We start from the raw sequence: 22,965 nt of genomic DNA, 5'->3' as shown, positions 1-22,965 counted from the left end.
ACGCGAGTGTAACGGTTCAAGGCCGGGTCTGACGCGGCGTCAGCCAAGCCAAGCGTCATCAAATCGCATGCCCTCGGGGATCGTCGCGGCGGAGCCGGATTCAACCATCGCGGCAACGGGATAGGCGCAGTAGTCCAGCGAGAATGAGCCCGCGGGGCGGTGGTTGCCCGACAGGCCAAGACCGCCGAAGGGGAGTTTGCTGCTGGCGCCGGCGGTCCCGGTGTTCACGTTGATGCAGCCAGCGCGGGCCTCTGCGAGGAATCGCTCGGCGGAGGCCTGGTTCGTCGTGAAGATTGATGCGGCGAGGCCGAAGCGGGTCGCGTTGGCCTGGGCGATGGCGGCATCGAGGGAGTCAACGATGCAGATCCGCAGGACCGGACCGAAGACCTCGACATCGCAACCGGCGTCGGAGCCGTCTGATGGGAGAAAGCGGTCCACCCGGACCACCGATGGGGAGACGAACCACCCCCTGGCGCCCTGGACCTCCACCTGGGAGCCCTCCACGAGCACCTCGCCGCCGGACTTCGAGAACTCGGCGACCGCACCGAGGATGCCATCCCGGGCGTGACTGGAGATGACCGGGCCCATGAACATCGGGTACTCCGCGCGGGGGTCGCCGATGATTAACTGGGTCGCGGCCTTGCAGATCGCGGCGATCATCGCCGGAGCGATGTCGCGGTGGAGCACGGCGCGGCGGGTGCAGGTGCATCGCTGTCCGGCGGTGTTGAACGCCGATCGGACAATCTCGATGGCGGCCTGCCGCAGGTCGGCGTCCGGCAGGACCACGGCGGCGTTGTTACCGCCCATCTCCAAGGCCGCGATGCGACCGGGCCGGTCGAGGCTGGCCTGGAGAATGCGCCGGCCAACGGGCCAGGATCCGGTGAAGAGGATTCCATCGATGCCGTCGTGCTGGACGATGGCCGCGGCGATGTCGGCCCCACCCTGCACCACGTTGACGACCCCGTCGGGGAAGCCCTCCTGGTGCAACGCCTCTTGGAACAGCTCCCCAATGAGTTGTCCGACAGCCGGGGCCTTGTCGCTGGGCTTGAGGATGATGGTGTTTCCCATCGCCAGCGCGGGGACGATGTGGCCGTTGGGAAGGTGCGCCGGGAAGTTGAAGGGGCCGATGACCGCCATGACGCCGTGCGGCCGGAAGAGCGTTCGGCCGGTCCGGCTCGGGGCCAGTGGGATCTCCCAGTCGGTGGTCCGGGCCAGGCCGGATGTCGGCGACTGATCGAGCGTGATATCGACCTTGCCGGCGAGCGCTACCGCCTCGGCCCGTGCCTCCCACATGACCTTGCCGACCTCGTCGCGGATGAGTTCCGCGATCTGGCGTTCCCGGGCTCGGCATATCTCCTGGTAGCGCCGGAGGACGGCGAACCGGCGGTCGCGACCGGCGTGGATCCATGTTGGGAGGGCGGCCCGGGCCGCGGCGATCGCGCGGTCGGGGTGTTCACCGCGAGTGCTCGCTGACCAGATCGGCTCGCCGGGATGGGCTGGGTTCCAGGAAGTGACCGAGCCGGCGCCGTCGGGGTTGGCAGGCGGGGGATCGAGGAGGATCCACTCGCCGCCGATCAGGTCTGCCGCGGGGCGTTGGAGCGACGGGTGGTGCGGCTGGGTCATGACCGACTCCGGCGGGCGCGTCGTCCTTCCTTGATGGGGCGGCGGCCACTTCCCTCGACGGGTCGCAGCGGGTGCGGAGTAGGGGTAACACCGACCTCGGAGCCCTCGGCGATCTGTAGGAGCTTCATCGCGGACTTGGCGATTCGAATGGCGCCGCCGCGACCGTCCTCGAACGGGATCTCCATCGCTCGAAACTCACCATCCTCGTCGAGGCGACTGACCATTCCGAAACGGGTTGATTCGCTCACGGCGATCGGCGGTCCGACCTTCGCTCGGCGGGTATCCCTGACCAGCGGGATGTCGTCGGTCGCGACGTCGAGGTTGGGTCCGCCGTCGAACGGGTCGATCCTGTCTTTGCACGTGAACCCGAGGCGTTCAAGCATGCGACGAGCGGGGAGGGTCTCAGGACCGACCTCGCCGACGACGCTGCGCGCTTCGGGTGGGAGGAGGGTGAGGTAGATCTCCTCACGCGGCAGCAGGGAGGTCATGAACTCCTTGCTGTACTGGCAGAAGCGGTCAGCCTCGTCGTACGTGAGGTTGATGAACCGGCGGCCGAGGTACTCCCAGAGCGTGCTGCGGCCATCGGGGGTGATCGGGGCCATCATCTCGGCGAGGACGCGGTCGGAGAACATCCCGCGGTGGAGGCCGATGAAATGAAACCGGGCGAGTGAGAGGAAGCGGCCGAGTTTCATCTTGTGGCCGCGGTAGGAGGGCTGGAGGATCAGGCCGCCGATCTCGGTCGGTCCGGTCTCGTCAAGGACGAGCTTGGCGACGACGTGGGTGCCGCCCTGCTGAAGCGTGCGGGAGAAGAACTCTCGGCGTTCGAGCTGGAAGAAGACGTTCGGAGCGCCGGGGCCGCCCATGCGGGAGATGATCTGGCTGGTGCCAAGGATGCCGCCGCTCTCGGTGTCCTCCAGGACGAACATGAAGAGGTCGGACCGGGTGGTGATGGCTGCGAGGCCGTTGGCGGATTCGCCGCCCTGGCGGTCGGGGCGCGTCTCGGGGGGGGTGACGGGCAGGTCGGAAAGCGAGCGGCCGTCGGCCTCGGCACGTCGCCTCTGGGTGGCGGTGAGGAAGCTGCGGCGCGAGGTAGTCACCTTGTCGGCGATGATGTCCTTGTCGGCGGGCAGATTGATGAAGTGGACCATTTTGGCCAGCTTCAGCAGGGTCGGAATGTCCTCGATCTTGGCTCGACGCAAAACAAACAAGGGGGACCCTCCGGGCTCACGGCACTGTAGGGTCGTATCGGCAGATGCCCGGTCGAGTTGTCGGTGTGCCACGAGGCGGCTGCGAGATGGGACGTTCGACCCCCGGTATGCGGGAGCGCGGGCCGTCTAGGCCGCGAACATAGCCTCTATGAACGCGGCGGGGTCGAAGGGCTCCACATCCTCGGGGCGTTCGCCGAGGCCGACGAACTTCACGGGGACGGCGGACTCAGCCCGGATCGCGATCACGATGCCGCCCTTGGCGGTGCCGTCAAGTTTGGCAAGGAAGATGCCGGTGATGCCCGGGGTAGCGCCGGGGAGGGCGGCCTCGCCGTCGCGGAGGGTCTTGGAGAACTCGTCTACCTGGCGGAGCGCGTTCTGGCCGGTCGTGGCGTCGAGGACGAGGAGCGTCTCGTGCGGCGCACCGGGGATCTGCTTCGAGACGACCTGACGGATCTTCGCGAGTTGCCGCATCAACGGATCCTGGGTGTGGAGGCGGCCGGCGGTGTCGAGGATGAGCACATCGACTCCGCGGGCCAGGGCCGCCTTACAGGCGTCGAAGGCGACGGCCGCGGGGTCGCCCCCCTGCTGGCCCTTGACGACCTCGACGGAGAGTCGTTCGGCCCAGATCTCGAGTTGGCGGACGGCACCGGCACGGAAGGTGTCGCAGGCGGCAAGGAGAACGGTCCGTCCTTGGGATCGGAAGAGATGGCACAACTTCGCGATGGAAGTCGTCTTGCCGGCGCCGTTGATGCCGGTGACGAGCACGACAAGCGGGCCGCCGCCGGGGGAGACACCCTGGAACGCGGTCATCCCCTCGGGCCACATGGCCTTGAGTTCGCGCTTGAGGTACTCGACCACGTCCTCGCCACGGGTCATCTTGCCGGCCTTGTAGTCGGCGCGGATGTCGGCGATGAGGCGGTCGGTGGTCTTGACGCCGATGTCGGCCCGCAGGAGGCGGGCCTGGAGTTCATCGATCAGCGCCGCATCGAGCTTGCGGCCGACAGGGATGACGTCCCTGACATCCATGAGCAGGATGTCCCTCGTCTTGGCGAGGCCCTGCTTGAGTTTGCTCGAGATGGACTTGAAGAACGACATGGAATGCTCAGCCCGGCGTCGCGCCCTCGTGAGGCGGGGGCGCCGGCACGTCGACCGGAGCGGCCGGCAACCCGAGCACCCGCTTCAGAATGCGGTCGAGCAGCGCGTTGATGAACGCGGGAGACTTGTCGGTGCTGAAGGCCTTGGCAATCTCGACAGTGTCGTTAACGACGACTTTCGGCGGCGATTCGGTGCGGGTCATCTCATAGTGGGCCAGCCGCAGCAGTGCACGATCAACGGCTGCCTGTCGGTGGGCGGGCCACGTGGGGGCGAGTTCGAGGGTCGCCGCATCGGCGGCCTCGCGGTCCGCAAAGGCACGAACGGCAACGGACATCGCCGTGTCACGCTCGGCCGGAGTGAATCCCTCTGAGTCGTCGAGAGATTCGCGGACCGCGTGACGCTCGGCATCCGACGCGGCGGCGCCGCGCCCGGGGCACCTGGCATCGAGTTGGAAGAGCGCCTGGAATGCGAGGCGCCGGACTTCCCGGGACGTAGCCATCAGCGACGCCCTCCGCCCGTGATTGACCGGCGTGCCGGCTTCCGCAGCAACGCTGCGGCTTGAATTGATGCGATCAGGGCTTCCATGGCTTCTTCCCCCTTGTTTCCTTTGGTGCCGCCGGCGCGGTCGCGGGCCTGACGGAGCGTATCGACCGTGAGGACACCGAGCGCCACCGGCACGAGCGTGGAGACCGAGATTTGTGCAAGGCCCTGGCACACTGCCTGGGCGATGTAGCGATCATGGCTTGTCTCGCCCTTGATGATGCAGCCGATCGCAAGAACACCGCCGAATTGGCCCGATGACGCGGCGACAGCCGAGAGCGAAACCAGTTCGAATGCTCCTGGAGCCTCGACAACGGTCAGTCGCCCGGGGCGGCCGCCGGCGTTTGCATAGCACCGCCGAGCGCCCTCGCACAGGGGACCGGTAATGTCGCTGTGATAGCGAGAGACGATCACAGCGATCCGGGGCAGCCGTGCCGCGGAAGATGGGCTTGGTTTATTGCCGTTGGGTCGCATGCGCCGTCGATGGTAGACGGATCGAGCGTGGCCTTCAGGCGGCACCGCACGGGTCCGGTAGGGCTTGTACGCTGTCGGCCATGCGACGGACCCTCCTGCGGCTTGCACCGATTCTCCACCTGACGAGGGTGACCACCGCATTTGCAGCCGTGGGAAACGTGTGGTTCGTCATCCTGTGGTCGTGGCGGACACCACAAGAGCCGGGGACGCGGGCCATGGCCGAGACGCCGCTGTGGCTCCTCCTGCTCGGGGGCGCGGTCAACGCCCTCGGCCTGTTCGCGTACGCTGCGACGCTGAACGACTTGCTGGATGTCAAGCGTGATCGGGCAATCCACCCCGAGCGCCCGCTGCCAAGCGGCAGGCTGAGTGCCCACGTGGCGGTCTCATTGGTTGTGTGCACACTGATGTCTGCGGTGCTCGGTGCGACGCTGCTGGGCACGCAGGCCATTCTGCTCACACTGCTCCTGTCGGGAGCAATCCTGTTCTTCAACGGCGCCGGGCGGTTCGTGCCGGCGGTCGGGCTTGTTGTGCTCGGACTGATCTACTCGGGGCAGATGGTTGTCCCGAACCTGAACCTGCGGTTCGTGTGGCCGGTCTGGCTGGTGATGACCCATTCGCTGATCGTGGCCGGACTGGTGCACATGGTCGCCCGGAAGGTTCCGGCGATCAGCCGCAGGGCGGTAGCGGCCGCAGCGGCTGGCTGGCTGTTCTGGTCGGCGGTGATGCTGTACGCGGGGTGGCTGCGTTGCCGGAACTCGGGGGGGGTGTGGCCCGAGTGGGTTCCGGTGCGAGCGGCACTGGGTCCAGCGGTGCTGTCCCTGCTGTTCGCAGTCATGGCGTACCGGAAGGTCCGAACGTACGGGTCGAACCCGCGGGCGGCGGAGAAGATCACGCGGTATGGCACGCTGTGGCTCTCGCTCTACGGCGTGGCGTGGCTCCTCGGTACCGGGCACGTGACCGATGCGCTCATTCTCGGCTCGCTGGCCGCAGCGGGATTCCTTGGGATGACCGTGCTGCGGGAGTTGTATTCGATGCTGGAGCACCCGATGGGATACCGACGGTAACCCCCCCACGACACCGGGCGGACGATGCCACCCTTTGGCAGATTCTCGGTCGCTGCAATACACTGGCTGGCCGGGAGAATCGCTCGTTTCTGCGCCGACCAGCAACCCGAAGCGGTCCCGTCTCCCTTGATTGAGTTGCCGGGAAGACCTCCATCGACTAGTCTTTTGAGGGATTTCCCTGGTTCTGGAGGGCCCAATGTCCGCCTCGCACCGCGGAGCAAGTCAGGGTCGGCATCGATCGACTGATGGTGCCGACGCATCGATCGATGAGCCGGGCTACCGCGGCGGCGCGATCGCCGCCAACAGCGTTCTCGCTTCGGGGCTCGATTGCAAAGTGCTCGTCCTCAACAAGCTGTTCGTTGCGGTTCGGGTCATTTCAGCACGGCGTGCCTTCTCGATGCTGGCGTGCAACCTCGCCGAAGTCATTCACATCGATGACGGCCGCTACCAGAACTACGACTTCGAGTCGTGGTCGGAGCTGTCGCAGTTCCTGCGATCGATGCAGGATGAACAGGCGATCAAGTTCGACTGGGTCCAGACGGTTCGGTTCCACATCGCCGTGCCGCGGGTGATCCGCCTGCTGGGCTTCGATCGGCTCCCGGATCAATCCGTCAAGCTCAACCGACGGAATCTGTTCGCGCGAGACCGCAACCAGTGCCAGTATTGCGGGCACTCGTTCTCGTCGGCGGAGCTGTCAATCGATCACGTGCTTCCGAGGACCCAGGGAGGCGGGGACACATGGGACAACCTTGTCTGTGCCTGTGTGAAGTGCAACGCTCGCAAGGGCGGCCGCACCCCGGACCAGGCCGCGATGAAGCTGATCCGTAGGCCGATCCGGCCTCGCCGCAATCCACTGATCACACTCCGACTGGGACAGGAGCGGTACGCGTCGTGGAAGGCGTTCCTTGACGAAGCATACTGGTCGGTCGAACTCGGCTGAGCTGATATGCCCGGACAGGACCGCGGCGTCCGAGCTGCCTAGGCCTTCTTCTTCTTGGCGGGGCTCGTAGCCGGTGGTGGCGCGGCTGGAGTGAACATGCCGTCGCATTTCGCGGCCAGAGCGAAGTCCTTGTCCGTGAGCCCGCCCACGTCATGGGTGCTGAGTGTGATGGTCACTTTGTTGTAGCGGATCAGAAGATCAGGGTGGTGATTGGCCGCCTCGGCAGCCTCGGCCACCTGATTGACAAACCGCATGGCCTCAACAAAGCCCGCGAACCCGTAGGTTCGCTGGATCGTCTCGCCCGTGGTCGACCATTCGGGAAGGCTGTTCACCTTTGCCTCGATCTGGGCCTCGTTAAGCTTCTCCAATCCATGCCCTCCGCCAAAGCCGCCCCGCCGGCTGGCCGTTTCCTCGTGCAGGAGTGTATCGTCTTCCCGGCGTGACACACAGAGCCACACGACTTGCCCCGTCGCCCACCGGTGCGCTGCACCTGGGTAACGCCCGCACATTCCTGATCACGTGGGCGATGGCAAGGCGGCTGGGATGGCGGCTGGTGCTCCGGATCGAGGATCTCGACACGCCGCGGATCAAGCCTGAGGCGGCCGGGCGCATCATCGAGACGCTGTTGTGGCTCGGGATCGATTGGGATCCGATTGACGCGGCGACGCCCGTGATGGTCCAGTCGCATGATCTTGAGCCGTACCGGGACGCGATGCGCCGGCTCGCTTCGGGGTCGCTCGCGTACCCCTGCTCGCTCACCCGGGCCGAGATCGAGCGGGCGGGCTCGGCGCCGAACCGTGGCGATACCCACGACACGCCGTACCCGAGCCGCCTCAGACCTGATGTGCGCCCGCTCGACTTTGACGCGGTGAACACCGCGGCCGCAGCGAACGCCGATCCCGAGGCCGGGCTGGGGGCCAACTGGCGGTTCGTCGTGCTGGACGGGGGAGTGCGCTTCGATGACGCGTTCGCAGGTCCACAGTCGCACGATCCAGCGAGCAGCATCGGCGACTTCGTCCTTTGGACCAAGCGGGACCAGCCCTCGTACCAGTTGGCCGTCGTCGTTGATGATCATCGGCAGGGCATCACGGATGTCATTCGGGCCGACGATCTGCTGGACTCCGCATCGCGTCAACTGCTGCTCTACCGGGCGCTCTCGCTGCGGCCCGAGCCGCGGTACACCCACCTGCCGCTGGTTCTGGGCCCCGATGGCCGCCGGCTGGCGAAGCGACACGGCGACACGCGAATCGATCACTACCGTGCCCGGAACGTGCCGAGAGACGCTGTTGTTGGCCTGCTGGCGGCCTGGTCCGGCATCACCCCTCGCAACGAGCGGATTCGCGTCTCCCCGGCGGAGTTCATGCAGGCGTTCGAATTGTCTAGACTTCCCCGCTCACCCGTGACGTTCACTACTGAGGACGATCAATGGCTCGTCTCACAAGCCCGCTGACCGTGCTTCGGACCATGATGATCCTCGTGGTCATCGGTTCCGCGGCGATACTGCCCGGCTGCGACGAAAAGGCGGGAGCCGACGTGGCCCCCGCGACGATCGCCGGCAAGAAGTTCTTCCTTGAGATCGTTGCTGACAATGACTCACGGATGAAGGGCCTCATGCACCGGGACCACATCGATGACGACGGGGGAATGATCTTTGTATTCCCGTTCCCCGACCGGCAGGCGTTCTGGATGGGGAACTGCGAAGTTGACATGGACATCCTGTACCTCGACTCCTCTGGCCGGGTTGTTTCAACGGCTGAGATGAAGAAGGAACGTCCGCGCGGTCCCGACGAGACCGAGCAGCAGTACGACGCCAGGATGCCGCGGTATCCCTCCCGGTTTGCAGCTCAGTTTGCCATCGAGGTCCAGGCCGGAATGGTGAAGAGGCTGGGCGTGAAGGCCGGCGATCTCGTCCAGTTCGACCACGAGGGCCTCAAGAAGCGGGCGAAGTAGGCCGATCGGGTTTCAGGAGGCTCCTCGGCGTTCCGCCTGTCGGCGGCTGCCTCCGCCACGGACGGACCAATGCCGCTTCACGCATCCGCGAATATCCCGGCTCTTGCGCTTATCGCCCCCACCGACGGGGAAGCCCGGGCGGCGGACCTGCTTCACACGATTCTCGCTCACTGGCCCCCCCACTGCCCGCGGCCAACCGCCCAGTTCGTTCCGTTGCACCCGCTTACAGCCTCGAACCCACCCGTCGAGCCTGAATCGATCTGGCGGGCGTTCTCGGCCGCCATCATCTTCCCCTCACCGATGACCAAGCCGGTGCTGATGGACCGGCTTGCCGCGGAACTTCACGATGTCCTGACACCCGCCCTCGTCCTGGCCGACCACCCCAGCGGGGCCACGACCAGGCTGCGATCAGCCAACTTGTCTGTCCTCGCAACAGACGAGGACCCGGCGATTATCGCCGCAACGCTCGCGGCCGTGATCGGGCGTCAGCCTTCAGTGCGGGCCATGCAGGTGCAGTGCCGGCTGGCACAATCGCTCGAGGGGGGCATTTCCGCCGAGATCGAGCGCCTCAACGACGAGTTGATGCTCGCCGCCCATGTGCAGCGCGAGTTCCTTCCAAAATCGCTCCCGGTGATCGAGGGGCTCGACGCGGGCGTGCTGTTCCGCCCTGCCGGGTTTGTGTCCGGCGACATCTACGATATTGCCCGGCTGGACGATCGCCGGATTGGGTTCTACGTCGCGGACGCCATGGGCCACGGCCTTCCTGCGGCGCTCATGACCCTGTTCATCGCGGCGCACCTGTCATTCCACCAGGCCGATTCCTCGGGACACCGCATCGTCTCGCCCGCCGATGTGCTGACGCGGCTGAACGCGGCGCTGTGTGCCGCCCGGGCCGGCCCGGCCCGGTTCGTTTCTGCTGTATGCGGAGTCATGGACACGCACGACCAGACGGTCACGCTTGCTTCCGCCGGGCACCCCTCGCCTCTGCGGATCGGCGCACGGGGCGTTGAACGCATCGACCTGAGCGGAATGCTCCTGGGCATCATGGACGATTCCGTGTACGAGCAGGCGACCATTCGACTCGCCCCCGGAGAATCGCTGGTTATTCACTCCGACGGCGTCAACTCGCCTTCTCGTGATGAGCCTCAGGCGTTCCTCGACGCACCCGATGCGGAGTTGTGCGCCCCCTTCATCGCGAGGTGCCGGGGATCGGGGCCCGAGGCCTTGGCCGAGTCCCTCGACCGGGTAGCCCACGTGCTCGATCGCCGGTCCGGATCGTTCCACCAAGGGGACGACATCACGCTGCTGGCGCTGAGCCTGAAACAGGCCGAAGCCGCCGCCGGGCCCGCCATCGCCGCGTAGACAGCTTAGCCGCGGGTGAGCAGGTCGCTCTCCAAGAGGCCGTCCCGCAGCCTGACCACCCGCTCGCACCGCTTGCTGATCCGATCGTCGTGGGTCACCATCACAATCGTCATCCCCTGCCGATGCAACCCCTCGATGACCTGGAGGATGGCCTCCCCAGTGGTGCTGTCGAGATTGCCGGTGGGCTCATCCGCCATCAGAACCACCGGCCGGGTGACGAGCGCGCGAGCGATTGCAACCCGCTGCTGCTGTCCACCCGACAACTCGCTCGGTCGGTGGCCGACGCGGTTGTCCAGCCCCACCAGCGCGAGCGTCTCCAGGGTGCGGGCCCGCCGCTCCCGTTGACGGACGCCCTGGTAGAACAGTGGCACCTCAACATTCTCCTCGATCGTCAACTCCGGGATCAGGTTGAAGGCCTGGAAGACGAACCCGATCTTGCGGCCGCGGAATGCGGAGAGGGGTTCATCCTCCATCTGAGCACAATCTTCGCCGTCGAGGAGGTATTGGCCGGTGGTCGGCCGGTCGAGGCAGCCCAGCACGTTCATGAGGGTGCTCTTGCCCGAGCCCGAAGCGCCCATGACCGCTACGTATTGGCCCCGCGGGATGCTCAAGTCGATGCCCTTGAGGGCTTCGACCATGACGGTGCCGTCGGACTTGAAGTACGTCTTCGTCAATCCGCAGAGCTGGGCAACGATGGCGCGTGCCGCACCCGACGGGTCAACTTCGGCCCGGTCTGCCACGGATTTGCTCTGGACGCCAACGGTCATCGCGGATGTTAACCGGTCAATCGATTCTTGGTCGCAGGAATCAGGGGTAGGTGGGTCCACCATGCGGCGGGCCGCGTCGACGGCGTATCGTTGTACGAGGGACCGCCCGGGTCGATACCGAGGCGCCCCGCATCCGGGAGGATTGCGATGCCGTATTACACAAAACTCGGGCTGCTGCCCAGGAAGCGCCATGTGCAGTTCCGCAGGCCGGACGGGTGCCTGTACTCCGAGGAGCTGTTCGGCACAGAAGGGTTTTCGGGTCCGACGTCGACGATGTACCACATCCACCCACCGACACAGGTGTACGGCTGGACCAAGCAGTACTCGACAGCGGTCGAGTACGTCGAGCGCGATGTGATGCGGATGCGGCACGTCAAGACCGGGGGAAAAGCGATGCCCCCCAAGGGCGACCCGGTCACTGGCCGGGTCGTGCTGTTCGGAAACGCGGACTGCGAGATGGCGGTGTGCAACCCGGCCGAGCAAATGGGTTACCACTTCAAGAACGGTCAGGGAGACGAGTGCTTCTTCGTGCACTTCGGACGGGGCGTTTGCCACACGATGATGGGAACGCTGAAGTTCGGGCCCAAGGACTACATCGTGATCCCCAAGGGGGTTATCTACAAGTTCGAGTTCGAGCACCGGGCCAATGGCGCCGACGGGAACCCCCTCGACGGGGGACCCTCGATCGAGCAGGTTCCCTACGGAAAGTTCCTGCTCATCGAGACCGTGAACGGTTCGCACATCGGCCCGCCGCCGCGGTATGTCTCGAAGCAGACGAGTCAGTTCCTGGAGCATGCACCCTACTGCGAACGTGACCTGCGGCTGCCGGAACCGCCGCTGACATGGGATGAGAAGGGAGAGTTCGAAGTACGGATCAAGGCGAGGAACCTGGTGCATTCGTACACCTACCACTACCACCCGCTGGACGTGGTCGGGTGGGACGGGTGCTACTACCCGTACATCTTCAACATCGACGACTTCGCCCCGATCACGGGCAAGCTGCACATGCCGCCGCCCATTCATCAAACGTTCGAGGCGCACAACTTCGTGATCTGCTCGTTCTGCCCGCGGATGCTGGACTGGCACCCGAACGCGATCAAGGTTCCGTACAACCACAGCAACCTGGACAGCGATGAGGTGCTCTACTATGTCGAGGGCAACTTCGGGAGCCGGAAGGGAATCGAAGTCGGGTCTTTGACAGCCCACCCGCAGGGAATCCCCCACGGCCCGCACCCGGGCACGATCGAGGCGTCGCTGTCCGCGACCTACACGGGCGAACTGGCCGTCATGTGCGACACCTTCCGGCCGCTCTTCCCGACCAAAGCAGCATTGGAGATGGACGACACGAACTATCCCAAGTCGTGGCAGGGGGAGCACTTCCCCGGGCTGTCGGCTGGCAGCGTCCACCTCAACGGTGCTTCGACTGCACAGACCGGTGGGAAGGCCCCTGGAAACGGACCGGTCGAGGTGCAGGAGCACCGCCCGGAGTCAAACGTCTGGGCGCCGTAACGCCATCGCGGTTGTGGGCTTAGCGAAGATCCGATAGCATCCGCCCCGTCGCGCTTTGCCCCGCGCGGCAACGGAGGCCCCACGGACGGGACGGATGCACGGTTGCGGCTTGAGATCTCGATGGCTGGGGTGGTTCGGCGCGGCCGCGGTGGTAACCGCTTGCGCCGGGTCGACGATTGGCGAGAGCACGGACCAGAGCGGCACGCGACCGGCCCCGCCTTCGATCACCGGGCGGACCTTCTCGGGGATCGAGATCGGCGGAAACGTTCAACAGGGCGATATCGTCCTTACTGGCGCGGTCGGGTCCACGTGGGTGGACGAGGGCGAGGTCGGCGGACGGCCGACGACCCGGTTACTGCTTTCGGGTGATGTCACCGTCAGTCTCGGGGTGTACCGATTCAACGCAGCGAGGGCGGTCGTCTGGATCGAGACCATCGGTACGACCGGCAGCGATCCGCAGCAGCCAATCCGGCAGGTCGCCGTGTTCTTCGACCGGGTTGGCGATCCGGTGGGCGAAGCGGGGGTGTCGCAATCGGGAGATCGCCTGCTGGTGACCGGAACGCTTTCTGGGCAGCTATCGATGAAAGTCGATCTGCTGCGTCGAGGCAGGCGAGCAGACCCGTTCGTGGCCGAGGCGGAACGGCGGTTGGCGAACTACCTCCGCGACATTGCGGGGGCAAGGGGACTCACCCCGGTACCCGCCGGCGACGTCACCGTGGCCGAGGCGACCGGCGCCGCGATGTGGGAGTCCGCGGCGGGGGATGGGCCGATGAAACCCGGACTCACTCGCCCCTACGAACCCCAGACAACTCGGACTCCCCCGGAACCCGGAGTGCCGGCCGAATCCCAACTGGCGCCCGAGCGCCGGCTGGAGCCGATCTTCGCCGCATCCGGATTGTTCACGGTCTCGGGCAAGGAACCGGTGCTCGTGACCGGAGCAGAGGACGATGCGCTGATCGTGACGGGCGGCGCAACCGTGCATTACACCGATCGCGCAAGCCACCAGGACCTGATGATCAGCGCCGAGCGCGCGGTGCTCTTCCTGAAACCCGGGCCGCTCAAGGATCTGGTCCGATTCAAGCCAGAGGACGTGCGAGGGGTCTACGTCGAGGGAGATGTAGTCGCGACTTCGCGCAGCCCCAAGAGCGGGCAGTACACGCTCAGGTCACCGCGGATCTATTACGACGTAACAACCAACATCGGCGTTGCGGTGGACGCGGTGTTCTGGACGTACGACTCGAAGCGGGGGCTTCCGCTCTACGTGCGGGCCAAGGCGGTGCGGCAGGAGGCGGGCCGGGTGTTCACCGCTGACGGCGCCGTGCTTTCCACGACGTCATTCACCGACCCGACGTTCTCGATGGGCGCGGGAAGCGTGACGATCACGCGCGAGACGCGGGCTGTCGCCGGCGGAGGCGACGATGGGACGGAGGGCGGACCGGGCGGTGGCGGCGGGTCGGAAACCGTCACGCTTCTGGACGCGAAGGACATCACCCTCCGCGCGGGACCGCTCCCATTCTTCTACTGGCCGCACATCAAGGGAGAGATCGAGCAGATTCCACTCGTGGGCGCGGCGGTCGGGAACATGGGCGGAATGGGTCCGTACATCTCGACCACGTGGAACACGTTCTCGCTGCTGGGGCTCGAGACCCCGGCGGGACTGGATTCGAAACTTCTTGTTGATGGCTACTTCGACGCGGGTGCGGCGATCGGGACCGATACCCGATGGGATACCGAGCGGGCCGCGGGCGGAGTGTTCGCGTACACGCTGATTGATGACAACGGCACAGACGTGCTCCCATCCGGCGCCCGGATCGATCAGGACGGCACAACCCGCGGCGTGGTGTGGGCCGACCACCGGTGGGCGATCGATGAGAACTGGTCGGTGCTGCTGACCGGGTCGTACGTCTCTGATCCGACGTTCTTGCCTGCGTACTTCCGCGAGGCAGCGGAGGAGCACCTTGAGTTTACGAACCTGATCGATGTACGCCGCACCGACGACAACAGCGTGTTCTCGGTGTACGCACAGGGCGAACTGATCGACTTCACGCCCAACGAGTACCTCCTGCAGAGCCAGGGATACAGCGTGAACAAGACGCCCGAGGGGTTCTACTCGCGATACGGCGACGACCTGCTCGGGGCCCTCGCCCCCGGGCTGCTCTCCTACTCATCGGAGTACCGCGTCTCGGGGATGTCGCTGAACTTCACCAAGCCGACCGCCTCGCAACTGGGGTTCACCACGACGCAGCTCTCGCAGGCGGCCCTCGGGTTGAACCCGAACCAGTCCCCCGCGGATGCCCTCGCGGCGCAGGGGTACAACCAGGCGGGCGTTACTCGCCTCGACACCCGCCAGGAACTCAAGCTCGTGGCAGACTTGGGGCCTGTGAAAGTCGTCCCGTTTGCAACGGGCCGGCTCACGAGCTACAGCGGTGGGTTCGAGACGTTGTCGGCCGAGGCAACGGACGACACCCGCTGGTGGGGCGCTGCAGGCGTCAAGGCATCAACCTCGTTCTACCGCGTGGACGACGATGTCGAGTCGGTAACGTTCGACCTGCACCGCATCCGGCACATGATCGAGCCGAACATCACGTTCTGGAGCGCCGGGACGAACCTCGACAGCGAGTTCCTGCCGGTGTACGACGCCGATGTCGAGCAGATCGCGCAGGGGACGGCCGTCAGGTTCGGTGTGGACCAGACGTGGCAGACCCAGCGGGGCGGCGAGGGGCGGTGGCGGAATGTGGATGTGTTCAAACTCGGGATCGACGCCACGCTGGTCACGTCGGACACCGAGTCCATCTCGCCGATCGGACGATTCTTCGAGTACCGACCGGAGTACTCGAACCTCGGCAACTTCGGGAACCTCAGCGCGATGTGGCAGCCGACCGATGCGGTGGCACTCACGTTCAAAGATGTCTACGACTTCGATCTGAACCAGCAGTCGTACATGGTTACCGGTCTGGAGTTCAGCCATGTGCCGGAGTTTCGTGCGTACGTTGAGGGACGGTTCATCAACTCTCGCGACAGCACGATTATCGGTTTCGGCGGGCAATACGAGCTGACCCGCAAGTACATCATCGGGGCCAACGCCGAGTACGACACGGACGCCGGGACGTTGCAGACGCTCACGGTCGCCGTGCGCCGAAAATTCCCCGGACTGACGCTCGGCGCCACAGTGACCTACGACGGCATCGCGGACCAGACATCCTTCGGAATCGTGTTCGAACCCCTCGGGCTCCCTGCCAGTCAGCCACGCGGCGGCGGGGAGGGGCTGAGCCGATAGCCGCAGTCCCGTGCGGGGCGGTGCCTGATCGGGCGCTACGCTCCCCACGCTGGCGGGGGTTGGGGGACGGAGTGTCCACGTGTCGATCACCCGACCATTGGGATTCAGGGCAGCAGCTGTGGCGGCAGGGCTGAAGCCATCGGGCAAGCCGGATCTGACGCTGATCGTTTGTGACGGCGCCGAGGGACGGGATTCGGGCACGCACGCGATCGAGGCCGGGCGGTCCGCCGCGGCGGTGTTCACGACCAACGCCATCGTGGGCGCACCGATCGAGATCGGCAGGCGCTGGCGATCCGGACAATCCGTGACTGGACGAGGGCTTCGCGCGATCCTGGTGAACGCGGGGGCGGCCAACGCGGCTACAGGCGAAGATGGGGTGCGCGACGCAGAGTTGTGCATGGACGCCGTGGCTTCGGCGCTTTCCTGCAGGAGCGACGAGGTGCTCCCGAGTTCGACCGGGGTCATCGGTCGTCGACTGCCGGTAGACAGGATCGTCGGGGCAGTGCCCGGACTGGTCCAATCCCTTGGTCGCGGCGAGAGGGCGGACGTCGCGGCGGCGCAGGCCATCATGACGACCGACTTGGTCGCAAAGTCATCGCACCGCGAGGTCGAGATCCGGGGGCACACGGTGCACATCGGTGCGATTGCGAAGGGTTCCGGGATGATTGCGCCCCGGCTGGACCGGGCAGGGCGGCCGTTGCCGCCGCAGGCGACGATGCTCGCTTTTATCTCGACCGATGCGCCCATCGGACACTGGGCGCTGCAGAGGGCCCTGGAGGGGTCGGCTCGGAACTCGTTCGACCGGATCAGCGTCGATGCCCACCCATCGTGCTCGGACACCGTGATCGCCATGTCGAGCGGCGCCGCGCCGGTGCCCGCGCTGCACGAGGACATGCCCGAATACCACGCGTTCCGGCTCGCTCTGCACTCGCTGTGCGAGGAACTGGCGTGGAAGATCGTCCGGGATGGCGAGGGGGCGACGCGTGTGTTCCGAGTCGAAGTGCGCGGTGCGCCGAACAACGAGGACGCCGAGCGGATGGCCCGGGCGGTGGTCGACTCGCCGCTGGTAAAATGTGCGGTTCACGGCAAGGACCCGAACTGGGGACGCGTCGTGACCGCGGCCGGGAACGCCGGAGTCCGCTTCGATGCCCGCGAGGGGTCGCTCTCCATCGGCGGTGTCGAGGTGTACCGGCATGGACTTCCCACAGGGGTGGATAAGAGTGATCAGAAGCTCCGGATGGCGATGAGCGCCGACCCCGTGACCATGACGCTGACTGTCGGCGATGGCGACGGCCACGCGTGGATGATGGGCTGCGACCTATCGGCCGACTACGTAAAGATCAACGCCGAATACACAACCTGATCTGGCGACTGGGTGGGATGCAGCCAAAGCGAGCCGAGGATGGCCGAACGTGTACGAATCACCGATGTGTCTCCTCGGGACGGCCTGCAGAACGAGCCCGGTGTGATCCCGACGGCGGAGAAGGTGCGGCTGATCGAACTGCTGGGCGCCACCGGTGTTGATGAGATTGAGGTGACGAGCTTTGTGAGCCCCAAGTGGGTGCCGCAACTGGGGGACGCCGCGGATGTCTGCCGGCTGTTGGCTCGATTCGATAGTGCGCCCGCCTTCTCGGCGCTTGTTCCCAACGAACGGGGCATGCGCGGAGTCCTCGAGACAAACGAGAGTACGGGGCGCTCTCTCATCAGCAGGGTGTCTGTCTTCACGGCTGCTTCGGAGACGTTCTCGAAGCGCAATACGAACGCGACGATTGCAGAGACACTGGAGCGATTTCTGCCGGTGATCTCGATGGCGCGCACGGCTGGCCTTGGAATCCGCGGATACGTGTCCTGCGCGATCGCGTGCCCGTTCGAGGGATCGATCAAGCCTTCCGCCGTAGCCGACGTCTCGCGGCGGCTGGCCGATTTGGGGGTCGATGAGATTGACCTTGGCGACACAATCGGAGCGGGAACTCGCGAGAGCACCGCGGCCCTGCTGCGTGAATGCAACCGCTGGGTCCCACTCAAAGATGGCTCCGTGACAACCACACTGCACCTGCATGACACATTCGGGCGTGCCGGCGAATGCGTGCGAACGGCACTAGAGATGGGGATTCGGTCGTTTGACGGGTCTGTTGCGGGCCTGGGCGGGTGCCCGTACGCCTCCACGCCTCAGAAGCGGGCCCCGGGGAACGTCTCGACCGAACTTCTCGTGAAGACCGTTCACGAGGCGGGCTTCGAGACCGGCGTGAAGTACGATCGGCTCGGCGACGCGGCGCGGTACGCGCAAGAGATCGTGGCTCGAGCCCGGACGTCCGCGCAACCGGGCAACGACGAGGTGCCCGCATGATCCGCACCAGCCACAACGCGGGCATCGCCACGATCGCACTTGATCGTGCGGCGAAACGGAACGCAATGACACCGCGGATGCTGGAGTTGCTCGTCGAGGCGATCGAGTCGGCGGCGAGGTCCACAGAGGTCCGTGCCATTGTTCTCACCGGGGAAGGCGAGGCGTTCTGTGCCGGCTTTGACCTGACGCTCTGCCGCGGGGACGACACGGTCCTTGAGTCTCTCCTTTCGGGGCTCTCCTTCGCTGTCCGATCACTTCGCCGCGCGCCGCAGCCGGTGGTCGCGGCGGCGCACGGCGCAGCGATCGCCGGCGGGTGTGCGCTGCTCGGCGGATGCGACGTGGTCGTGACCAACGCGCAGGCCAAGCTCGGCTACCCGGTCGTCCGCCTGGGCATCAGCCCGGCGGTTTCGGCGCCAACACTGCGGCTGATGGCCGGAGATGGGGCTTCGCGCGCGAGGTTGCTTGATTCGGCCCTCATTGACGGGGTTGAGGCTCGCCGCATCGGTCTGGCTCACGAGTGCACCGCCGCAGCGGACGAAGTTTTGTCTCGTGCCATGGCGATCGCGCAAGAGTTGGCGGGCAAGCCAGCCTCGGGCGTTCGTGCTACAAAGAAGTGGCTCAATGAACTCGATGGCCTCGACGATGGCGCCATACTCGACTCGGCGCTCGGTGCCTCGCTTGGCCTTGTCGGGAGTGATGAACAGCACGCACGGCTTGAGGCTCTATGGAGCAAGCCCTAGCCGTCAACCCCCACAGAGTCACCATGACCGCACTCGCGACCCTCGACAACCACCCCACTATTCCCTCCGCGTCGATCCTGTCGCTCAACCGACCCGACCTGCGCAACGCGTTGTCGATCGAACTCCTCGCCGGCCTTCACTCCTGCATCGATACTGCATCCTCTCGCAAGGACCTCACCGTCCTTGTGCTCACAGGTGCCGGCAAGGCGTTCTGCGCAGGCATGGATCTCAAGCAGGTCCTGGGTGATCCGCACGCCCCGCTGCAGTTGCTGTCGTCGCTCGCCGATCTGACGCTCAAAATCCGGCGTCTTGCGATGGTCGTGGTGGCCAAGGTGAACGGAGCCGCGATCGGCGGTGGGTGCGGCCTAGCGTGCGTCTGCGACTTTGCGGTGACCCACGCCGATTCGAAGATGGGGTTTCCCGAGGTTGATCTGGGTGTGTGTCCGGCGGTCGTAGCGCCGTGGCTCGTCCGTCGCATCGGCGCCGGGCGGGCGCGGCGGGTGCTGCTCGGCGGCGGCTTGCTCTCCGGGAGAGAGGCATTTGAGCTGGGGATCGTGACGGACGTGGTCGACAGCCGCGAAGCGCTCGATGCGCGAACCGACGAGCTTGTTGCACGCCTGTCGTCGGGAGGCCCCGCGGCGCTCCGGGCCACAAAGGCCCTGCTGAACGACCTGGACGGATCGATGGACGAGGCCGCGGTGCGGCGCGGGGCCGAGTTGTCGGCCTCGGTACTGCTGCTTCCAGAAGCTCAAGAGTCACTTCGTCGGAGGCTCTCTCCATAGAGCCCGGTCGTATACTCGGCGGTTCACCCAAACTCCACGGGAGCCTCCATGAGCACGGACCTGCTGCAGATCGAGCGTGATGAGTCCACTTCACGGGATGCGGGGACGCTGGCCGGCTGCGTCACGATTCGAGTCGGGATGCCGGGACAGCCCGTCGTGGTGCTCGATCACCCGCTCATCCAGCGGCTCGAATCGACGCTGAACGAAGTCCGACGGATGGGTGGAGTGACCGGGCTGGTAGTTGCCTCGACCAGCGAGCGAGTCTTTATCGCCGGCGCCGACCTCAAAAGCATCAGCGGGTTGACGGATGATCAACTCGACAAGTATCTGGCCTACGGGCAGCGCGTGTTCGGCATGATCTGTGACCTGCCCTTCCCGACCGCCGCGGCAATCAACGGGGCGGCGCTCGGGGGCGGGTTGGAGCTGGCGATGCACTGCGACGCCCTGATCGGGGCACCCCCGCCCGCAAAGGATGGCGCGCCGGGCAAGCCTTACCCGATCGGGCTGCCCGAGGCCAGTCTCTCGATCTGCCCGGGGTGGGGCGGAACAAACCTGCTCCCTGCGCGGATCGAGCCGGGCGAGGGGATCCGGCGGACCGCCGAGGGAAAGCCCATGATGTTTGACGCCGCGGCCGCCGCGGGTCTGTTTGACGCCGTGTCGCCAAGCCCCGACACACTCCTGGCGACCGCAAAGGCATGGATCGGGGCTCGGCGAGAGTCACCGACCGGGGAGCCCACCCGTGATGGCGCCCCGTCACGATGGATTGGACGACCCAAGCAAAAACCCGCGGCGACAGCCGCGATGTTCCAGCTGGAGGAAACCCTACCTCCAACTCAGGCAACACGGGCGGTGCTTGGGGCGGTGCGTGCCGGCTTGGAGCACGGGTGGCAGGGATGCCTGGACTGCGAGCGCCGGGAACTGATCCGGCTGAGATCGACGCCGGACGGCAAGGCTGCGATCAAGGCATTCTTTGACAAAGCCATCGCACCAAGAACTTAGATATTGACGGTGACTGTGCTCTAGGCAACTGAAGCTTCCGCGCCTGCCGTATCGAGGTTCGGCGAATCCACATACGCTTCGGCATGGACATCGCCGCCCGCCTCGCCACGATCATCCTCATCCCCTTTCTCGTCTGCACCCCGATCTCCGCACAACCCACCGACCCAACCCCCATCCGCACCCTCACCGGCGAGCCACTCCCCCCGCTCTCCATCCCTCCCGACCGCCGCGCGGCACTTGAGGCCGATCTCTCCGCCGCCAAAGCCGCGTACGACGCCAACCCGCGCGATGAGGCCGCCATCATCTGGTACGGCCGCCGCCTCGGCTACCTCGGCGACTTCACCGCCGCGATCGAGGTCTTCTCCAAGGGCCTCCAGATCCACCCCGACAGCTACCGCCTCCTCCGCCACCGCGGCCACCGCTACATCACCACCCGCCAGTTCGCCCTCGCCGAGGCCGATCTCCGCCGCGGCGCCGAACTCGTCGCCGACGCCGCCGACACGGTCGAACCCGACGGCGCTCCCAACGACGCCAACACCCCCGTCAGCACCGACAAATCCAGCATCGACTACCACCTCGGCCTGGTCCTCTACCTCCAGGGCAAGTTCGCCGAGTCCGATCGCGTCTTCGCGCGCCGGGAGGGTCTCGCCGGCTACAACGACGACATGCTCGTCTCCACCACCCACTGGCGTTACCACTGCCTCCGCCGCACCGGTCATCACGACGAGGCCGCCGCGCTGCTCGAAGCGGTCAATCCCGACCTCAAGGTCATCGAGAACCAGACCTACTTCAAACTCTGCCTCTACTACAAGGGCCTGATCCCCGAATCGGACCTCCTCCCCGAAGCCCCCGGCGCGACGCTCAACGGCGGTGCCGCGTATGGCATCGCCGCAAAGCGCGCGGAGGATGGCGACGCCGCCGGCAGCCAGCACCTGCTTCGCCGCATCACCGCCGAGACGGACTGGATCGGCTTCGGCCGCATCGCCGCGGAGGCCGACCTCGCCCGCACGCCCGCACCCTCAATCCCGCCGATCGAACCGGCGCCCGATCACCCCTAAGGGTCGCCCATCCCAATCACGACGGTGGTCCCATCCAGTCGATCGCGACGATCGACACATCATCGGTGAACGCCGGTCCACCCGCCCACTCGGCGAGGCCCGCCACCACTCGGTCAACGGCCTCGTGCGGCTCGCAGCCGCGGAGCGAAGCAAGGAGGGAGATGAGCCGGGCGTTCCCGAACTGCCCTCGCTGCGGGCCGTCCTGCTCCAGCAGCCCGTCAGAAAACAGGCAGATGCGATCCCCCGGGCGAAGGTCCACACCGGCATCGTCATACCGCTCGTCATCAAGGATCGCGATGGGAACACCGCCGGCGTCGGGGATCGGGATAGCAGACCCCGCCCGCAGCACGACCGGAGGCGGATGACCGGCGCTGGTGTACCGCAGCCGTCCGGTGTACGTGTCCAGCATGCACAGGATCATCGTCAGGTAGCGGCCGTCGCTATCACCGGCACGGAACCGGCGGTTCATCTCCGTCGCCACCAGGCCGGGGCATCGCACCGTGCCGAAGGGACCCTGCCCGGACAGGTCCCGCAGGAGAGATGTCTCTTCGGGTACCGGCACCAGCGCGTGCATGGCGGTCACCGACAGCAGCGCGGCCGGGACGCCGTGACCGCTGACGTCCGCAACGTAGGCGACAAGGTAGCGGTCAGCAACAAGGTGCAGGCCCACCGCATCGCCGGCGAGTGCATCGGTGGGAACGTACCGCCACGCGGTGCGGACTGCCGGGGTCGTGACGTCATCCCGCGGGAGCATCGCTCGCTGCACCCTCGAGGCGGCCTCCAGGTCATACCTCATGCGCTCACCGGCCTGCCGGAGCTGATCATTCTGGAGGCTGAGCGTGCGCTCCAGGCGGACCATCCGCTCACCGGCAAGCAGCCGGACGCGGAGCTCATCCCGGTCGAAAGGCTTGGCGACAAAGTCGTCGGCGCCAGCCTCGATGCCGCTCACCACGTCGGCCTTGTCGGTGCGGCCGGTAAGCATGATGATGTAAACGAACCTCGCCCCGGCTCGAGCCCTGATGCGCCGGATCAGTTCGAGGCCGGAGAGCCGCGGCATCTCCCAGTCGGTGATCACAACATCGACCACATCCTCCCGGTCGTCCGCAGAGAATCGCTCCCACGCCTGCTCGCCGTCCTCAGCAGCCGCGACGGTGTGGCCCCAACTCTCGAGTTGGCGAACCAGCGAGGCCCGCGTGATGCGCTCGTCCTCGGCGATCAGGATGCGCACGA

At 66.1% G+C, this 22,965-nt stretch carries 21 protein-coding genes; 13 read left to right on the top strand and 8 right to left on the bottom strand.

The genetic code is table 11. The annotated features are described in order from the left end of the window. Positions 1-39: 39 nt before the first annotated feature. From KF745_13955 to ribH, 5 genes are all read right to left on the bottom strand, one after another. Positions 40-1,623, bottom strand: coding sequence for an aldehyde dehydrogenase family protein (locus tag KF745_13955; GenBank protein ID MBX3359520.1), 1,584 nt, complete (start codon positions 1,621-1,623; stop codon positions 40-42). Further along, positions 1,620-2,831: an arginine N-succinyltransferase gene (locus KF745_13950; GenBank protein ID MBX3359519.1), complete on the bottom strand. Its 1,212-nt coding sequence runs from the start codon at positions 2,829-2,831 to the stop codon at positions 1,620-1,622. Before KF745_13950 ends, KF745_13955 begins: the two co-directional genes overlap by 4 nt. A 126-nt stretch (positions 2,832-2,957) precedes the next feature. Then, positions 2,958-3,926 carry a signal recognition particle-docking protein FtsY gene (ftsY, locus tag KF745_13945; GenBank protein MBX3359518.1) on the bottom strand — a complete coding sequence of 323 codons (969 nt, stop codon included), beginning with the start codon at positions 3,924-3,926 and terminating at the stop codon, positions 2,958-2,960. A gap of 7 nt (positions 3,927-3,933) precedes the next feature. Next, on the bottom strand, positions 3,934-4,425 hold the full coding sequence (gene nusB, locus KF745_13940; GenBank protein MBX3359517.1) for a transcription antitermination factor NusB: 492 nt from the start codon (positions 4,423-4,425) through the stop codon (positions 3,934-3,936). Further along, positions 4,425-4,940, bottom strand: a complete 516-nt coding sequence (gene ribH, locus KF745_13935; protein ID MBX3359516.1) for a 6,7-dimethyl-8-ribityllumazine synthase — start codon at positions 4,938-4,940, stop codon at positions 4,425-4,427. The genes nusB and ribH overlap by 1 nt, the downstream gene beginning before the upstream one ends. Before the next feature lie 80 nt (positions 4,941-5,020). Between ribH and KF745_13930 the strand changes: the two genes are divergently transcribed. Then, a complete protein-coding gene (locus tag KF745_13930) occupies positions 5,021-6,004 on the top strand; it encodes a UbiA family prenyltransferase (protein ID MBX3359515.1) in 984 nt (327 codons plus the stop codon). 196 nt (positions 6,005-6,200) lie between these two features. Beyond that, positions 6,201-6,944: an HNH endonuclease gene (locus KF745_13925; GenBank protein ID MBX3359514.1), complete on the top strand. Its 744-nt coding sequence runs from the start codon at positions 6,201-6,203 to the stop codon at positions 6,942-6,944. Positions 6,945-6,982: 38 nt separating this feature from the next. On the opposite strand, the gene KF745_13920 is transcribed toward KF745_13925, so the two are convergent. After that, positions 6,983-7,312: a 4a-hydroxytetrahydrobiopterin dehydratase gene (locus KF745_13920; protein ID MBX3359513.1), complete on the bottom strand. Its 330-nt coding sequence runs from the start codon at positions 7,310-7,312 to the stop codon at positions 6,983-6,985. Between the two features lie 71 nt (positions 7,313-7,383). On the opposite strand from KF745_13920, the gene KF745_13915 reads away from it, so the two are divergent. The 3 genes from KF745_13915 (at position 7,384) to KF745_13905 (ending at position 10,256) form a co-directional block, all read left to right on the top strand. Next, positions 7,384-8,394: a hypothetical protein gene (locus KF745_13915; protein ID MBX3359512.1), complete on the top strand. Its 1,011-nt coding sequence runs from the start codon at positions 7,384-7,386 to the stop codon at positions 8,392-8,394. Continuing rightward, positions 8,370-8,894: a DUF192 domain-containing protein gene (locus KF745_13910; protein ID MBX3359511.1), complete on the top strand. Its 525-nt coding sequence runs from the start codon at positions 8,370-8,372 to the stop codon at positions 8,892-8,894. The genes KF745_13915 and KF745_13910 overlap by 25 nt, the downstream gene beginning before the upstream one ends. A 69-nt stretch (positions 8,895-8,963) precedes the next feature. Continuing rightward, on the top strand, positions 8,964-10,256 hold the full coding sequence (locus KF745_13905; GenBank protein MBX3359510.1) for a SpoIIE family protein phosphatase: 1,293 nt from the start codon (positions 8,964-8,966) through the stop codon (positions 10,254-10,256). Positions 10,257-10,261: 5 nt separating this feature from the next. On the opposite strand, the gene KF745_13900 is transcribed toward KF745_13905, so the two are convergent. Then, positions 10,262-10,894, bottom strand: a complete 633-nt coding sequence (locus KF745_13900) for an ABC transporter ATP-binding protein (protein MBX3359509.1) — start codon at positions 10,892-10,894, stop codon at positions 10,262-10,264. 276 nt (positions 10,895-11,170) lie between these two features. On the opposite strand from KF745_13900, the gene KF745_13895 reads away from it, so the two are divergent. The 8 genes from KF745_13895 (at position 11,171) to KF745_13860 (ending at position 21,735) form a co-directional block, all read left to right on the top strand. Continuing rightward, positions 11,171-12,532: a homogentisate 1,2-dioxygenase gene (locus KF745_13895; protein MBX3359508.1), complete on the top strand. Its 1,362-nt coding sequence runs from the start codon at positions 11,171-11,173 to the stop codon at positions 12,530-12,532. Between the two features lie 109 nt (positions 12,533-12,641). Continuing rightward, the gene (locus KF745_13890) at positions 12,642-15,809 is read left to right on the top strand and encodes a hypothetical protein (GenBank protein MBX3359507.1); all 3,168 of its coding nucleotides are present in this window, start codon (positions 12,642-12,644) and stop codon (positions 15,807-15,809) included. Positions 15,810-15,888: 79 nt separating this feature from the next. Next, positions 15,889-17,172, top strand: a complete 1,284-nt coding sequence (argJ, locus tag KF745_13885; protein MBX3359506.1) for a bifunctional glutamate N-acetyltransferase/amino-acid acetyltransferase ArgJ — start codon at positions 15,889-15,891, stop codon at positions 17,170-17,172. A gap of 39 nt (positions 17,173-17,211) precedes the next feature. Beyond that, positions 17,212-18,156, top strand: coding sequence for a hydroxymethylglutaryl-CoA lyase (locus KF745_13880; protein ID MBX3359505.1), 945 nt, complete (start codon positions 17,212-17,214; stop codon positions 18,154-18,156). Further along, a complete protein-coding gene (locus tag KF745_13875) occupies positions 18,153-18,896 on the top strand; it encodes an enoyl-CoA hydratase/isomerase family protein (GenBank protein MBX3359504.1) in 744 nt (247 codons plus the stop codon). The genes KF745_13880 and KF745_13875 overlap by 4 nt, the downstream gene beginning before the upstream one ends. A gap of 23 nt (positions 18,897-18,919) precedes the next feature. Continuing rightward, entirely contained in the window at positions 18,920-19,678 is a 759-nt protein-coding gene (locus KF745_13870) for an enoyl-CoA hydratase/isomerase family protein (protein MBX3359503.1), read from the top strand. Between the two features lie 48 nt (positions 19,679-19,726). After that, a complete protein-coding gene (locus KF745_13865) occupies positions 19,727-20,677 on the top strand; it encodes an enoyl-CoA hydratase/isomerase family protein (protein ID MBX3359502.1) in 951 nt (316 codons plus the stop codon). Positions 20,678-20,760: 83 nt separating this feature from the next. Further along, positions 20,761-21,735: a hypothetical protein gene (locus KF745_13860; GenBank protein ID MBX3359501.1), complete on the top strand. Its 975-nt coding sequence runs from the start codon at positions 20,761-20,763 to the stop codon at positions 21,733-21,735. 16 nt (positions 21,736-21,751) lie between these two features. Here KF745_13860 and KF745_13855 read toward each other — a convergent pair whose 3' ends face one another. After that, on the bottom strand, positions 21,752-22,963 hold the full coding sequence (locus tag KF745_13855) for a SpoIIE family protein phosphatase (protein ID MBX3359500.1): 1,212 nt from the start codon (positions 22,961-22,963) through the stop codon (positions 21,752-21,754). Positions 22,964-22,965 lie beyond the last annotated feature (2 nt).

It is taken from the genome of Phycisphaeraceae bacterium (assembly GCA_019636655.1).
In the GTDB taxonomy this organism is placed as follows: Bacteria; Planctomycetota; Phycisphaerae; order Phycisphaerales; family UBA1924; genus JAHBXB01.
This window is presented reverse-complemented; position numbering and strand designations above follow the sequence as displayed.